The sequence below is a fragment of the Mesorhizobium loti CJ3sym genome (assembly GCF_000472785.1).
In the GTDB taxonomy this organism is placed as follows: Bacteria; Pseudomonadota; Alphaproteobacteria; order Rhizobiales; family Rhizobiaceae; genus Mesorhizobium; species Mesorhizobium loti_E.
Genome location: NZ_AXAL01000039.1, coordinates 1 through 14873 on the forward strand (window position 1 = coordinate 1; position 14873 = coordinate 14873).

General features: G+C 59.5%; 11 protein-coding genes. 5 read left to right on the forward strand and 6 right to left on the reverse strand.

All coding sequences use genetic code 11. From position 1 onward, the window contains the following. Window positions 1–711: 711 nt before the first annotated feature. From A3A9_RS0133430 to A3A9_RS0133455, 6 genes are all read right to left on the reverse strand, one after another. The gene (locus A3A9_RS0133430; RefSeq protein ID WP_027062465.1) at window positions 712–1542 is read right to left on the reverse strand and encodes an efflux RND transporter periplasmic adaptor subunit; all 831 of its coding nucleotides are present in this window, start codon (window positions 1540–1542) and stop codon (window positions 712–714) included. A gap of 4 nt (window positions 1543–1546) precedes the next feature. Then, on the reverse strand, window positions 1547–3535 hold the full coding sequence (locus A3A9_RS0133435) for a preprotein translocase subunit SecA (protein WP_027062466.1): 1989 nt from the start codon (window positions 3533–3535) through the stop codon (window positions 1547–1549). Beyond that, window positions 3528–5681 carry a peptidase M50 gene (locus tag A3A9_RS0133440; RefSeq protein ID WP_027062467.1) on the reverse strand — a complete coding sequence of 718 codons (2154 nt, stop codon included), beginning with the start codon at window positions 5679–5681 and terminating at the stop codon, window positions 3528–3530. Before A3A9_RS0133440 ends, A3A9_RS0133435 begins: the two co-directional genes overlap by 8 nt. A 1-nt stretch (window position 5682) precedes the next feature. Beyond that, on the reverse strand, window positions 5683–7563 hold the full coding sequence (locus A3A9_RS0133445; RefSeq protein WP_051371399.1) for an efflux RND transporter periplasmic adaptor subunit: 1881 nt from the start codon (window positions 7561–7563) through the stop codon (window positions 5683–5685). 10 nt (window positions 7564–7573) lie between these two features. Next, window positions 7574–7900: a DUF3467 domain-containing protein gene (locus A3A9_RS0133450; protein ID WP_027062469.1), complete on the reverse strand. Its 327-nt coding sequence runs from the start codon at window positions 7898–7900 to the stop codon at window positions 7574–7576. Between the two features lie 232 nt (window positions 7901–8132). After that, complete coding sequence (locus tag A3A9_RS0133455) at window positions 8133–9437, reverse strand: outer membrane protein (RefSeq protein ID WP_027062470.1); 1305 nt, start codon at window positions 9435–9437, stop codon at window positions 8133–8135. A gap of 172 nt (window positions 9438–9609) precedes the next feature. Between A3A9_RS0133455 and A3A9_RS0133460 the strand changes: the two genes are divergently transcribed. The 5 genes from A3A9_RS0133460 to A3A9_RS0133480 all read left to right on the forward strand — a co-directional run bounded on the left by A3A9_RS0133460 (window position 9610) and on the right by A3A9_RS0133480 (window position 14750). After that, window positions 9610–10638, forward strand: a complete 1029-nt coding sequence (locus tag A3A9_RS0133460; protein WP_027062471.1) for a methyltransferase — start codon at window positions 9610–9612, stop codon at window positions 10636–10638. Beyond that, a complete protein-coding gene (locus tag A3A9_RS41990; RefSeq protein WP_152536238.1) occupies window positions 10629–12071 on the forward strand; it encodes a hypothetical protein in 1443 nt (480 codons plus the stop codon). The genes A3A9_RS0133460 and A3A9_RS41990 overlap by 10 nt, the downstream gene beginning before the upstream one ends. Beyond that, window positions 12064–12927 (forward strand): hypothetical protein, encoded by an 864-nt coding sequence (locus A3A9_RS0133470; protein WP_027062473.1) that lies wholly within the window; start codon window positions 12064–12066, stop codon window positions 12925–12927. The genes A3A9_RS41990 and A3A9_RS0133470 overlap by 8 nt, the downstream gene beginning before the upstream one ends. A 17-nt stretch (window positions 12928–12944) precedes the next feature. Then, window positions 12945–13883, forward strand: a complete 939-nt coding sequence (locus A3A9_RS40190) for a radical SAM protein (RefSeq protein WP_051371400.1) — start codon at window positions 12945–12947, stop codon at window positions 13881–13883. 84 nt (window positions 13884–13967) lie between these two features. Then, the gene (locus A3A9_RS0133480) at window positions 13968–14750 is read left to right on the forward strand and encodes a SapC family protein (RefSeq protein ID WP_027062474.1); all 783 of its coding nucleotides are present in this window, start codon (window positions 13968–13970) and stop codon (window positions 14748–14750) included. The last annotated feature ends 123 nt before the right edge of the window (window positions 14751–14873 follow it).

Consider the following 14873-nt stretch of genomic DNA (forward strand, 5'->3'; position numbering starts at 1 on the left):
TGGCGAGGCCGAGCAGTATCTGTGCCCACTCTCGCACCGGCATGGCCAGCGTGCGGCGTTGGTAGAGCGCCAGCAGCGACAGAACGAGATGCGTGGCGACCGCGCCGTAGAGGAGCAGCGTGCCGGCCGGGTTGCGCCAGATCAGCAGGAACACNGCGCGCCCCTTATCCGCTGCTTCAAGCGAGATCAGGAGCAACGCATGGTTCAGGAAATGCAGCGTCACGAAGGCCATCAGCACGAGGCCGGACACCAGCCGTGCGTTGCGGAGCCACGCGTCCGGCAGCCATCCGGGCGGTGCTGCTGGGACCTGCGATTGGCTCATTTCCAGTGCCTTGAACGATTCGCTAACCAAAACACGCCGACAATAGCGCCTTCCGGTCAAGATTTGCCGGCGGCGACAATCAGTCAATCAAGCCTTGCCGCCTGCCATTCTACGACGTGGTGGCAGTTCGATACGGCCAAATCGCCTGGGGTTCCTGGAAGCTTTTTGAACTTTCTGGATCGCGCCTCAACCCGAATTGCGTCTGCTCATGGGACATGGGTCATCCGATTCGATGGTGCGGATTGCTGTCAAGCAGAGACGTTGTAGGCAGGTTTGAAGGCGTTCACGAAGGTCGTCGAACAATTCTGCGGCACGGGTGGAAGGGGCGGATGCAAATTTCTTGCAAGCCTTCCCGACACCGATGCTCGAACAGAGGCGCCGCGTGAACATCACGGCGAGACGGACGCCTGTGAGGTCACGTTAAAGTCCACCTGACATCTCTGTCCCGCCGGAATCTGATCATCGGGATTGGGAAGTTCCAACCTTACGCCGAAAGTGCCACTGGCGGCATCGAAGACCTTGTCTACCACTGTGACGGCAGCGCTTCGCCGCTGCTGGTCAGGCTGGTTGAGAATGATCGAGCCGCGAGTGCCGACGATGATCTTTCCCCAAAGACTGACAGGCACATAAGCCTCGATATAAAGCGGGTCGATCTGCACGATCGTCATGATAGGACTGTCCTGGCGGACAAATTCGCCGGCACGCAGGGTTTGTTCGGCGACAAATCCCTTGATGGGACTGCGAATGCTTTGCCGATCAAGCAACGTCTGCTGGCGCTGAAGCTCGATCTGGGCCAACAGAATCTTTCGCTTCTCGGTGTCCAGGTCTCGCTTGGCGATCTCGACATTGGCCTGCAACTCCTCGACTTTCGAAGTCGCAACCGAGCCCGAATTCACGAGTTTTTGTGATCTGCCCAGATCTGCCTCCGCGAGCGTCAGCCGCGTCTGCTGCGCTTGTACCGCTTCGTCGGCCTCCGCCTGCGCCTTTGCTAGCGCAACGTTTGCCTGCTCAACAGTCGATTCCAGTCGGGCCACGATATCGCCAGGCATGACAAGCGCGCCACGGCCAACATCGACAGATGCCAACAGCCCGGTCACCGGAGTACCGATCTGCACGCGCTGCGCAGGCTGAGCAAGGCAATCAAACGTCGTGTCCCCAGCGTACGTGGCCGTGCTGGCGATACAGATAAAGGCGGCTGCAACTGGGACTGTTAAATTCATTGGTTCACTCTGGTCGACCCGAAAAGGCCAATGTGCGACTTTGCTTTTCATCGGAAGCCAGCAGGTCCTTTCGCATGCCCGCATGGACACGTTCGGCCCTGCGCTGTGCGTGCCGCAGCAGCCAGCGCGACGGGCCTTCGCCCAGCACCGGACCAAGGGCAAGACACAGATTCTTGAATGTACGGCTGGCGGCGAAATCGACGAGAGGGTCGTCGAGGGACAGGATTGCCTGGAAGCAGCCCGGCTGGCCTTGTCTGCCGCTGCGGCCCGCGAGTTGATCGTCGATGCGCCGCGCCTCGTGGCGTTCCATCATGATGACGTGCAACCCGCCGAGGTTCTCGACCCCTTCGGCAAGATGGATGTCGGTGCCGCGCCCCGCCATGTTGGTGGCAACCGTGATGCGACCGAGTTCGCCGGCCTGGGCAACGACGGCGGCTTCTGTGCTGTCCTGCGCCGCGCTGAGAACAAGGTGCGGCAGGCCGGCATTGGCAAGATGCTCGCTGGCAACCATCGAGCAAGCCACCGAGCCGGTGCCGACCAGGACTGGCACCCCTCGCGCATGGAGATCTGCTATCAGTTCAACCGCGAGCCGCCATTTGGCCTCCTCATCGGCGAGCACGCGATCGATCAGGTTTTTTCGTTGTCGCGGCCGATGCGTTGGGATCGTTACGACTGGAAGCCGGTAGACGGTCCAGAATTCCCGTGCGACCTGCCGCGCTGTTCCGGTCATGCCCGAAAGATGAGTGTAGCGCCGAAAGAACCGCTGGTAGGTCATGCGGGCTATGGTCGTGCGCCGCGCCGACGGCTTGCAGCGCTCCTTGACCTCTATCATCTGGTGCAGTCCATCGGTCCAGGCACGGTCGGGCATCAAGCGGCCCGTATGCTGGTCGATGATCTGCACCTTGCCGTCACGCACAAGATACTCCTCGCCGCGATGAAAGAGATGAAGCGCAGACAGGGCCTGGCGAGCGAATTCCTCGCGAACGATGACGCCCCGCCACTCCTTGCCATGCGCTTCGGCAAAATCCGCGATCCGTTCGCGACCGACGTCGGTCAGCACCACGCGTTTTTGTTCGCTCAACAGCAGGTAATCGCTGCCTGGTTGCAGGGCGGCGGCGAGTTCAAGCGCCTCGCGCGCGGCGTTGGCGGAAATCTCACCCTTGGCTTCACCTGAAATGACGAGAGGTGTCCGTGCTTCGTCGACCAGGACGCTGTCCGCCTCGTCAACGATGGCAAAATGCAGTCCGCGCAGGCGCAGCCTCGTCGAGCGCGGCGTCGCATCCTGCAATCCCTCGATTTTCAACCTCAAATTTCCGGCGCGTTGCCCCAGGATAATGCGGTCGCGCAGATAGTCGAAAGCGAGTTCCTTGTTGGTGCAATAGGTGATATCGGCGCGATAGGCTGCCTGTCGCTCCTGCAGGGATTGGCCGCCAATGACGACACCAACCGAAAGGCCGAGCGCATCGTAAATAGGCTTGGTGAGTTCGGCGTCGCGCGTGGCCAGATAATCATTGACCGTGACAACATGCACCGGCATGCCGGCCAGCGCTGCCGTGCCGGCGGCCAACGCCGCGGTCAATGTCTTGCCTTCGCCGGTGGCCATCTCGGCGAGGTATCCTCGGATCATTGCATAAGCGCCTATCAGCTGTACGGGGTAGTGCCGTCGGCCGCTCAAGCGGTCGGAAAGCTCACGGATGACCGCGAAGCATTCCGCCACTGAATCCTCAGGAAAGCCTCGACGGCGCCGCAGCGACATGGAGGCCTGCCTGGCACGGAGCCGCAGAGCATCGTCCGACAGCGCTCGAAATTCAGTGTCGAACGCGTTGACCCTCGGAACGATGTTTGCCAGCCTGCGCGAACGGCGGCCGGAGCCGGCGACCACCGCATAGGCCAGCAGCCCCGAAGCGAGCTCTTCAAGTGGGGCTTTGCGAGCAACCTCTCGCTCGGCATAGAGAACCGGCAAAGGCAGCCTTGTCGAAACGGCGTCAGACATTGAAGCGGCTCAGGAATGTCTGGCGCACTGTGCGTACCCAACGCCAGATCAAGGGCTCCCTGCCATGATCGAAGCGCACGAAAACGCGGCTGCCGAGCAACAGATGCTGTCCGGGCTGGTCAGGAGAAACGTCGAAGACAAAGAGCCCTTCCAGCGCACGAGGTTTGCCGTTGGAGTCATTTCCCGACCGCATGGCGACGGTCCCGCCACCTTCGACCGACAGAGCCAGGCTTGGCAGGTCGTACTGAGCCGCCGGAACCTCCCGGCTAACATGGGCTCGAACCGGCTTCCCGGTTTCGCCTGCGTAACGCACCTCGACACCGCTAGTGCGTGCTCGGACGAGATCAACCTCGCTTTGCGGTACGATGACGCGTAATTGTGGTGTTGCCGATGAAACGACATATCCGACGAGATCGCCCTGATTAAGGAATCTGCCGGGGAGGTTGGTTGCCTTTGGCAAAATGAACCGCCCGGCCTCATGCGCGTTTATTACAAGTCCGTCGCGTCGCTGTCTCACCGAGGCGAGCACGCCATCCATATTCTTTATCTGCTCAAGTACGACATCGGCCTCGACGCGGTCGGAAAATCGAACAGCCTCATAGCGCAGTTGCAATTCGTGTCTTTGCGCTTCGATCAGCGCCACGCGACCGCTGATGCCGGGGTCTTCAAGCCTCAGGAGCGGCGTTCCGGCTGAAACGATTGTATCCGGCTTGCTCAGAATCTCGGTGACAATACCTGCCGTGTCCGCCCGAACCTCGGCGCGATCCGGTATCCACACCACGCCTTGCGCCACCGTCCCATACGGCATCGGTATGAAGATGACCAGGATGGCAAGTGCCGCGAGACCGACACCGGTCAACGCGATTGCGCGTCCACGCTGGCCCTGCAGGCGCGGTGTGGTGAACAAGAATTTGGCGCCCTTGAACACCGGCATCACCATGGTGCCGAACACTGTGAACAGGGCAAGCAAGACACCGATGAAGAAAAGTTTGCTGGCCACCAGAAGGGCAATCGTGAGGCTGAGCGCGATGCGATAGCAGAAAGATAGGACCGCGTAACCGAACAGCCATTTGCGCTCGCCCGGCGCCGACGCCGGATTGTCGATGTTGGTTATTCCCAGGATGTAGTGCTGGACCAGATACCAGAAGTAGCGGTTGGCGCGTGTGCCCAGATTGGGGACCTCAATCAGGTCGGCGAATATGTAGTAGCCATCAAAGCGCAGCAGGGGATTGCCGTTGAAGAAAAGCGTTGAAACGCCTCCAATGACCATAATGTTGAAGGCCGCGGCCCTCGCCAGACCGGGTTCGGCATTGGCCCAGAAGATCATGGCGGCAGCGGCAAGCGAGAACTCGACCATGATGCCGGCACTGCTGACCACCATGCGGCGCCATTTCTCCCGAAACGCCGTCGACGATGTGGCATCGACATAAGGTGCCGGCACAAAAATGAGCAGCATCAGGCCAACTTCGTGAACCGCTCCGCCCCAGGCTTTCGTGGCATAGGCGTGGCCTGCTTCATGGAACGTTTTTACCAGCGGATAGATGGCGATGATCAATGCGACATTGCCGGCGCTGAGTAGGCGATCGGACGCATCAGAACTCAGTTCTGACCAGTTCATCACCGCCAGAACAATGCCACTTCCAACTAAAGCCAACCATGCAAGCAAACCATAGATGGTGAACAGCGGCCGAACCAGCGGCATTGTGAGATCCAGCCACCGGTCGGGATCGAACAGCGGCAAGCGCAAAGCCATCGGGTTGCGCAATTTGTTCATCACATCGTTTCGCGCCTGCTTGGCAGACCGGTCGCTCAGTTCCCCGAAGTCGGGCGGCAGTTCGCCCTGCAGGAGATCGGAGGCGTGCAGTTCGGCAAGCAGGTGAATGGCCTCGTCCTGCGTCGGTGGATCGTCGCCGGCGCGCCGCCCCACGAGATCCCAGATTTCATGCAGTGTGCGTCTGCCGTCCATCAACGAAATCATGAGGTTGGATGATGACGACAGCCGGTGAAAGCGGCCTGTCTGGTGATCCTGCAAGACATACCAGGTTTCACCACGAAATTGCTGCCGATGGATTTGGGCATGTCTGCGAAGTTTGAGCTTCAGCTCGGCGACACGATACCATGAGGAACTGAAGAGCGACTTTGCCACGTCACGGCATCCAACGCCAGCTGGCTAGGCGCCACCACTCAAGCGCCGGCCTCAGCCAGATCGAGACTAGCCGGCGCTGGTCGATCGCTATCTTGGCGACACCGATCATCCCTGGTCTCAACCTTGGCGAGACATGGGTGAGGCTGCCCTCCACCTGGAACAGGTTCTTGCCGTCCTTGGCCTGAGCCACCGGTGTGATCTTGTCGACCGTCAGATCGAAATGCTCCTCTGGTAGCGACGCGAAGATCACCTCGCCACTTTGGCCCTCGCTGACATCGGCGATTTCCCGTTCGTCGACTTGCATCACCACGCGATAGTCGGTCAGCGGCGCAATCTCGTACAGCAGTTCGCCGCGGGTAACAGAGCCACCAATGCGTTGGCTGAGATCACCGGAGACGACAAGACCGTCGAATGGCGCCACGATTCTTGTGCGGGCGATCTGTTCGTCGATCAGCTTGAGCTGCGCGTCTGCCTGATCGATCTGGCTCTTCACGACATTGATGGTTGCAGGTTGGCGCGTCGCCAGCGCCTTGTCGTATTCAAAACTGTATTGCTGCCGCTGCGTCGCCCAGCGCAGCCGCTCCAGAGCAAGTTCACGGTCTTCAAGCGTGGCCAGTTCGTCGCCGGACTTCACCAGATCGCCGGCCCGCGCCTTTGCCTCCTGAATAAACCCGTCATAGGAGGAGATGATTGCCCGGCGAACGGACCCTTCGATCTGCGCATCGGCATTGACGCGATAGGTGTCGGTGGCGAAGTAGCCGAAAATGCCTGCCGCGACTACGGCGATAGCCGAAAGCTTGCGTCCGGTGTAACCTGGACCGAGAAGTCGCTTGACCTGCTCCCAAAGCGATTCCGCGGCCTTCAAGATCAGCCAGCGGTCGTTCATCCGTTTCTCATTGAGGATTGGCCCGATGGCCGTCGAGATCATATCGAGAATCTGCACGATCTCCGGCTCGAAGACGTGGCCGCGCCGGCGCTCAAAGGTTACGGCGCCGACAAAGGCATCGACGACGAACATGGGCACGGTAAGGACTTGGCCGTCATGTTGCAGCCGGGCGACTTCGCTGTGGGCGTGGGTCGCGATCGGTTCGTCAATGCCGATCGGATAGAGAATGGAGCAACGCTGGTCGATGGCCTCGTCCATGGCCGCACCGATCGCCCGCACCAGCCCCATCTGGCGGCCGAACTGGGCCGTATGCGAAATCGCTGCGACTTTGGCCGATCCACGATTGATGAAACCGATGCTGACGCGGGCGCAATCGAAACGGATTGCCAGCTCGGTGGCGGCCGCCATGGTCGCGGACCCGAACCGCTGATGGTCGAGAATCGACGCGATCAGGTCGAGCGTGGCGCGAGACCGATCGAGTTGACGCACGTTGGTGGTCGCCCTCTGGCTGCGCAGATGATCGCGCAGCCATGCCGAGCCCCACTGGATCTGGCGAATGGCGGCCCGCATCGCTTCTTTTGCCTGCGCCGGCTTGGCGACGTTGATGGCGACCGCCACCACGGCGACAACGATGTCGTCAAGCAGGATCGGGAAGGCAACCGACGGTCTGGCGGTTGAATCGATGGCGGTGCCACGGGCCACGGCACGGCGCTCGGAGCGAGCGAGGTCGATTGTCGTCAGCAGATCAGCGGGTTCATCGTTCGCCTCTGGCCATGCCGACAGCAGGCGGTATCCGGTTGGTGTTTCGGTCCGTACGATGGCCTTGGTCGCGCCTGGTATCATGCTGCATTGCAGCGCCAACCACGCCGTCGCGAGGTCTTCCGATGTCGTCGCGTCCGACAGTCGTTTCCAAAGGGCGGGCGCAAGCAGCGTCAGCGAACTGGCCGAACCATCCTCGATGGTGCCCGTATCGTCGCTGTGCGTGACCTTGGCCATTGGTCGGTCCCTAATCGACGTTGAGAGGCCCGTAACGGGATTCGTGTTCGCGCAGCACGCCGCCAAGAACCGTCCAGAGCCGCTTGGCCGCCAAGGGCGTCAAAATTATGCGGTTGGACAATTCGACGGAAACGGAGCTGCCTTCCTCCACGTTCCAGGTGCGGTTGGTGCCGAAGAACAGATCGACCTGTTCCCTGGTCCCTTGAACGTTGACCACATTGGCAAAGTGCGTCGACATCTGCCCTTCCAACCATTCAACGCCTTTGCGGGGCTTGCCATTATCGTCGGCAGATGCCGCCGATTTTCCTGCCTTTGCCGATGCTGCTGCCTTTGCCATGTGTTCTCCCACGCCTGTCATCGTTTTCTGATCCCGGTCGAAACCGCGATTTTAGATGCAATGCCGTTTGTCGATGCTCACCCCGAGAAGGCGCCGGCCATTTTTCGCCGGCGCGCCCTGGGGCGGACAATAGTTCAAATGGCATTAGACCGGAAGCGGTCTTCGCAGCATGCGGCGAGAGCGAGGCGGCAAGGTTAATCCGCCTTCGGAATACATATTGGCACAGCCCACGCTAGAAGTGATAGGCGAGTCCGATTTTGCCAGTCAGCAGGGAAGGCTTGAGTTCGTTCTGGTCAAGTTGGCTGTTGGCGACAGTCAGGCCTGTGAAGGCCTTGGTGTACACACCTTCTACACGCAGGCTGAGCTTGTCGGTCAAAGCCGATTCGATGCCGGCGCCAACCTGGTAGGCCGACAGCATTTTGCTGCCCCCACCGTCGAGGCCAAAGAATTCGTCATTGGCGTCGGTCAACAGACCGGCAAAGCCGCCCTTGGCATAAACAAGCGTCGACGGAGTGGCGAAATAGCCGGCGCGAGCCGTCAGCGACAGCGAGGCCTTAACCGTGCCGAACAAGGTCGGACCGTCCGGGTCGAGAGAGTTTTGCGTAGGATCCTTGAAGCGTGCATCAAGATATTCGGCCCCGGCCTCGACGCCAAGCAGATAGGACGAGCCGAGCAGGAAATTGTAGCCGGCGAAACCGCCGCCGCCGAAGGTTTGCGCCCCATAGGGCCCAACCGTTGCACCTGGAACATCGACATCGAGGTGCATGACGCCGAAATTGTAGGAGCCGTCGAGACCGGCATAGAAGCCGCTCCACTTCATGTCCGGTGCAGCCTCCGCCGAATAGGCGGATCCGTTCTGCGCATTGAAGCGATAGGCAAGGCCGGCGGTCACGAGCAAATAATGGGGCTCGAACGACTCTCCATCAGCATCGAGAGTGAACTTGTTGAACCCTTGAAAATAGTTCGCCTCGATCCGTCCCGTGAGGTTGCCATACAGGAAGGTTTCGGCGCCAACCCCGAGTTCGACCGCGCCAACCGTTTTGCTGGCGGTGTCGAAAAATCCTTCCTCGGCTTCAAGTTTGATGCCGCCATAACCAAGCCTGCCATACACCAGCGTCTGGGGCGTCACGAGATAACCCGCGCGACCAGAAACCGAATAGATCGAATTGGCCTTGACCAGTGTGCCGTGGCCTCCGGATTCGAAAGGCGAATAGTCGGAGTTGATCTGCGTGTAGTCGAGTTCGAATCCGGCCACCCAGCGGTTGCTGAACTGGTAGTCGAACCCGCCATGCACGCCATAGGCAAAATTCTCGGCGCCGAAGCGATAGCTGAGTGATGTGTCGCCCGGCGGCACCGGAAGCTGGTCATAGCCCATGTTGCCGAATGCGCCGCCGCCATGGACTCCAATGTAGAAGCCCGTCCATGACGGGCCAGTTACTTCCTGTGCCGCGACGACCTGATCGGCGGCGGAAGCGAGAGACGCGGTCGATAGGAGCGCAGCGAGCGACAACGATGCGGCAAATAGACTGCGGATCATGACGGCGCCCCCGATAAAGTACTGTATTGCGACTAACACGCGATTCTGAAATGTGTCAAAAAATTGGCCGTTGTATTGGCAGGATTTGTTACACTAGCCATACGGTGTGTCGAATATGCCACAATGGACTTCGGCAAGGATGTCGAGGCAGCGGCAACAAGGCAGGCCACACATGAGCGGGGCGGATTCCATCAGACAAGTCGACCGGTTCATTGAGACCGAGATCGAGGCACGCGCGCTGGCGTTGGCCTTTTCGCTTGGGATCATCGACAGGCTTTTGGTTGAGGAGTTCGTTGCCAAAGACGAAATCTTCCTGCTTGGCAAAATGCCCGAGGCTGCATTCCACCTTTTTCTAGATCTGCTCGTCGGCAACGAGGTCACGCGTGGCCATGAAACGATTGGCCTCACACCTCAATTCCGTGCCGCGCTGGCCTGTCGCGATCTTCTTGAAGCGAAGCTCTGGTTCGCAAATCTGGTCGCTCCCGACATACATGGCCTTTTCGCCGAACTGCTTTCGGATATACCCCAGTTCATGGCGCGCGCGCGGGTGTTCGAACTCTTCCGATACGACCGCTGCATGGTGGTGACCCCGGAAAATCTGGCCGCCACGGCGCAATGGGTTAACTACACCACGATACTTACCCGGTACGAAGCGCCGTCCTGTCTCGACCGACTCGTCCTCGCAGAACATCGACAAATCATGGATATCGGCGGCAACAGCGGCGAATTCGTCCGCCAGATTTGCGAGCGCAATCAGGCGATTAGGGCGACGGTGTTCGACCTGCCCGTCGTGTGCGAATTAGGCCGCAGGCATGTCTCCGGGTCGCCGCAGGCGGGGCGGATCGCCTTCTTGGAAGGCGACCTTCGGAACGATCCCTTGCCGGCGGATCATGACGTCATCAGTTTCAAGTCCGTTCTGCATGACTGGCCGCAGGAAGATGCAGCCGCCTTCATCGGCAAGGCCGCTCAGGCCCTCGCTCCGGGCGGTCGGATTGTGATCTTCGAGCGCATGCCGATTGAACTCAGGGGTGCGCGGCTTCCCTATTCAATGGTCGCCAACCTCGTTTTCCTGCCGTTTTTCCGCAGTCCGGATTTTTATGCTGGTCAACTCGACAAACTCAGCTTCATCGATATCACTGTGCGATCCATCGGGATCGAGATGCCTTTTGCCCTCATCACCGCGAGAAAAAAATGGCAATGAACCGCGCGCCCATCGTTGCGATATCGGGCCATCCCGGCAGCGGCAAGACGTCGCTGACGAAAGCGTTGCAGGATCGACTTGGCGTGCCTGCGCTGCACTATGACGAGTACGAGACGATCACCGCGTCTCCGCCGGCCAGGATAAGGGATTGGATTGAACGCGGCTCGGATTACAACGAGATCGCGCTGGAGCCCCTGGTCCGGGAGATGGTTCGGCTTGCCGAGTCGACGCCACGTCCAAAATGCGTCCTGCTCGACACACTGCTTGGTCGAGCACACGGCGCCACGGGCGAACTGATCGACACGCTGATCTGGGTCGACACGCCGCCGGATATCGCGCTCGCCCGCAAGATCAGTGAAGCAGCAGCAAGGGCTAACGCGGCACCCGATGAAGCTCCGGCCTTCGTCAACTGGCTGGAGTCCTATCTGGCGCACTACACGGGGTTCATCGCCGGCACCTATACCGAGCAACGCGACCGGGTGCGGCCCGCCGCCGACATCATCCTGGATGGCCGGGCTTCCGTGAACAAGCTGGCCGACGACGCCGTTCTGGCGATCCAGCAGCGGCAGGATCGTTTCGCGCAGGCCGGTGATCCGAAGAGGATTCCGATAGAGGCGCAAGGGCGGCTCATGCTCTCGTTGATCGAAAGCCTGAACTGTCCGTTCGGGCTCGAGCGGTCGGCCAAGCTTGGCGACAGCGACATCAACGAGGATCGGTTCCTCGCGATCGTGCACAAGGATTCACTTGGACGCGACGCCAAGGCAGGACTGAGGCAGATCGCCCGCAAGCTGTCACTGCCGGAAGACATGCTCGACATGCTGTGCCAGCATCTTGGCGAGGCAGAGATCGTCCATTTCGGCTATGAGGGTGGTAAGGTTGGGCTCTACAAGATCTATGTGGAGTTCTCCGGAAGAGTTAGGCGCGGTCTGGCCAAGGGGGCGAAAGTGGCGACTGAATTGGTCCACATCGCCGTCAAATGGCGTCCGGAAGAGCCAGGATCCGCCAGGGTATCGCGATATCTTTGGCCGGCCGAAGCGCGCGGCGTCGAAGCCATCGGGCAGCGGCTTGTAGGCCTGCGCTCCAATAGCGGCTTCTTCCCTTCGGTGGACGCGGCCTTCGAGATGATCGAGGTTGCGCGCCATCATTGCCCGGAGGACCGGATCTTCTTCATGGAAGTGCAGGAAGATGGATCGCCACGGCACTCCTTCGACATCAATTTCTATTCCGCCGGGATCCAGGTGGCCTCTGTTGAGGACGCAGTCAGGCGTCTGGCAAGCGCCTACGATATTGAGGCCGATAAACTTGATCGGTGGCTTTCGCGCATTGCCGGCGAGCCGCTCGGCCACCTGTCCGGCGGCCTCGGGCGCAATGGTCGGGACTTCGCGACGCTTTATTTTGGCGCGTCCGCGCGGAAAGGCGCGGAGCGTGGCTGATCTTTTCGACTGGGCGCAACCTGAGGACACGCAGTTCGACTATTGCCTTTGGCCCTACAAGCCCGTCGCCGCGACGACTGGCAAGCTCCGCTCATCGACGTTGTTGTGGCAGTCTTTCGAGGCGCTTGGCGCGCCGCCCCTGCTGGGCGAGATGGTCCGTGCGGTGCGCAGCGAGATCGGTCCGTTCCGGACCGTCTGGGGCGTCAAGCAGAAAGGAGCTGACTTCAGCTGGGAGCTCTACTTCTACGATTACGAGCGGCTGGAGCGAGATGTCTCGATCGAGCGTGTGCTTGGAGCCCTCGCGACCTACGCACCGTCAAGGCTCGCTTTGTCGCCGAAACGACCATACTTCATGTTTTCACTTGATCTCGATGCGGCGTTGGGCGAACGACAGCGCGCTATCGAGGAAATCAGCGTCTATCTCGGCAATCCGAGCAGTGTGGTTTCGTCTGGCCTTTGTTATCAGCTCACCGCATCCGGACTTCGATTTGACAATCTGTATTATTTCTTCGATGCCAAGGATGATTGGGAAGACATCGTTGGCAAGGTGGCGGCTTCGGCACATCTCGACCTTGACGGCCTGGACGTTTCATCGATCCTGTGGCCCGAATTATGCGACTGTGGGATCATCGTGGTTGCCAACAAAAAATACAATGACGGCATCTATTTCTCCCGAATCCGAATCGACCAGTTGATCTGGTTTGTCGATAAATTGGGCTATCCCTACACGATCAAGGCTTTCCTCCAGGCACACAAACACCAGCTCGACCACATGCTCTATGATGTCGGCATCGATTACCGTATGATCGACGGCAAGTTGGAAATCCTCAAGAGCGCCTATTATGGCGTTGTGTAGCTTCCCGTGGGCAATTGATGGCGATCTACGATCACAGCAAATACGTCTCGCTGACGATGGAGTTCCGCTGCAACCTCAAATGCGTGCATTGCATGATCGAGGGCACGATGGATCGGCTTGTGCCCGAAAGCGACGAGAGCTTCCATGAGCTTCTTGCCCACAACAGTCGCACGCGACAGTGGACTGGTCTCATTCTTACAGGTTCCGAGATCACGCTCCGGCGCGATCTTCCGGATCTGGCCCGGCAGGCCCGAGCCGCGGGGTTCAACCATGTCCGCATTCAGACCCATGGCATGCATCTTGGCCGTCGGGCGTACAGTGAGAGCCTCGTCGAAGCCGGCGTCGATGAGTTTTTCGTTAGCGTGGCCGGGAGCGATGCGCTCAGCCACGATAAGATAACCACGGTCAAGGGCTCGTTCGACAAGACGTTGCGGGGGCTGGAAATCCTCGACGAATACCCTGATGTCGCGACGATCACCAACACCGTCGTAACCGAGGCCAGCTATCGGCTGCTGCCTGCCGTGGTCGAAAGGCTGGCGCATCTCAAGCGGCTCACCCAGATGGAATTCTGGCTGTATTGGCCGATGACCGAAACCGACGAAAAACGGTTGGCCGCCAACCATCTGGACGTGTTGCCATATCTCAAGGAAGCTGCGGCGATGGCGCGGTCCCTTGGTCGTTCGGTGGAGATCAAGAACTTTCCGGAATGCCTGCTAGGCGACGATTCTTCACTCCTGGTTAACGATCAGCCCCAGCTGTTTATCGACCCTGCGTTTTGGGACGAATTCGCCAGGAATGGCTTCTACCAGTGCCCTTACAAGGATGAATGTAAGTCAACTCAATGCCTGGGTCTCAACACCGCCTATATTAAAAGACATGGCGACCACTCAGACCATCTCGTTCCTATGAACAAATCCCTAACAAAAGATATTGCCCTTAGGGAAACCATGGTCTAATCCTAAATTAGGGTTTAGCGAAATTTCGTTGGATGCGCATTGGGCGGGGGTGCCCGATCCGCATGCGTTTGGGTTTGGGTGGGCATGGCAAAGCAACTTTTGATTTACGAGCGGGCGGTACCGGTATCACGCCAAAGCCACGGGAATCTGTCTGTCAAGACGGGCAACAATTTTTCCTTTGCAAGAGATGTCAATTCGGTGCCCTTGATGGCAGCCGAGTTCGCCAGCGCCGCGGCCGAATACTCCGTGGTTTTTGCCGGCCAGGGCGAGAGCATAATTCCGGTCGTTCTGCTTGGTGTGCGTGATGGCGAGAACCTTTTCGTCAACGATGACGGATCATGGGGAGGGCGCTATGTGCCCGCCTTTCTTCGCCGCTATCCTTTTGTCTTTTCGAGCACCGACGACGGCGCGAACTTTACGCTGTGTGTGGATGAGAAATTTGATGGCTGCAACCGCAAGGGTCGCGGCGAACGTCTGTTCGACGGCGATGGCGAGCGCACTCTCTACATGCAGAACGTACTCGGTTTCCTGCAGGCCTATCAGGTGCAGTTTCAGCGGACCCAGGCGCTGACCAAGCGGCTGAACGACCTCAACCTTTTTGAGGCCATGCAGGCGCGTTTCACCCTGCGCGACGGCAAGATGCTGATGCTGTCCGGTTTTCTGGCTGTGAGCCGCGACCGCCTAAAGGCATTGTCCGGCGAGCAGTTGGCCGAACTGGCCAGGACCGACGATCTGGAATTGATCTACTTGCATCTGCAGTCCATGCGACATCTCTCGGCGACAGCCGAGCGAATGGGGGCTGGGGCGTTGAAGGGCAAGGACGAGGTCCCTGAGCCGGAAACCGCTCCGGAGCCCGCTGACGCATGATTTAAGGAAGGGCGCAAGTTTGCGCCCTTTTTTGTGCTTGGGCATTGGAATTTGGGCATTTGGATTTGGGGCGTTCGGCGCGGTCGCGTGAAAACGGTCGGCATGGGCGAGGGGTGAACCGGC